The 391-nt window shown below is 58.6% G+C and carries 1 protein-coding gene; it reads left to right on the plus strand.

What is annotated here, in order from left to right:
* Nucleotides 1-11: 11 nt before the first annotated feature.
* Nucleotides 12-391, plus strand: a 380-nt coding sequence (locus EN807_RS32980) for a substrate-binding domain-containing protein (protein WP_135937972.1), incomplete at its 3' end; no start/stop codon positions are given.

A 391-nucleotide genomic window follows, 5' to 3' on the forward strand; every position in this document is an offset into this window, starting at 1 on the left:
GGGAGGATCTCATGAAGACCACTGTTTCCGCTCTTCTGGGCGCGCTTGCGCTTGGCGTTTCTTTGGCTTCCGCCGCTTCCGCCGCCGACACATCTGTTTGCCTCATCACCAAGACCGACACCAAGCCTTTCTTCGTCAAGATGAAGGAAGGCGCGCCTGCCAAGGCCAAGTATCTTGGTGTCACGCTGAAATCCTACGCAGGCAAGATCGACGGCGATTCCGAAAGCCAGGTCGCAGCGATCGAGACCTGCATCGCCGATGGCGCCAAAGGTATTCTGATCACAGCATCGGATACCAAAGGCATCGTTCCGGCCGTGCAGAAGGCACGTGATGCGGGGCTTCTGGTCATTGCCCTCGACACGCCTCTGGAGCCTGTCGATGCCGCTGATTC

It is taken from the genome of Mesorhizobium sp. M5C.F.Ca.ET.164.01.1.1 (assembly GCF_004792125.1).
GTDB classification, from domain to species: domain Bacteria; phylum Pseudomonadota; class Alphaproteobacteria; order Rhizobiales; family Rhizobiaceae; genus Mesorhizobium; species Mesorhizobium wenxiniae.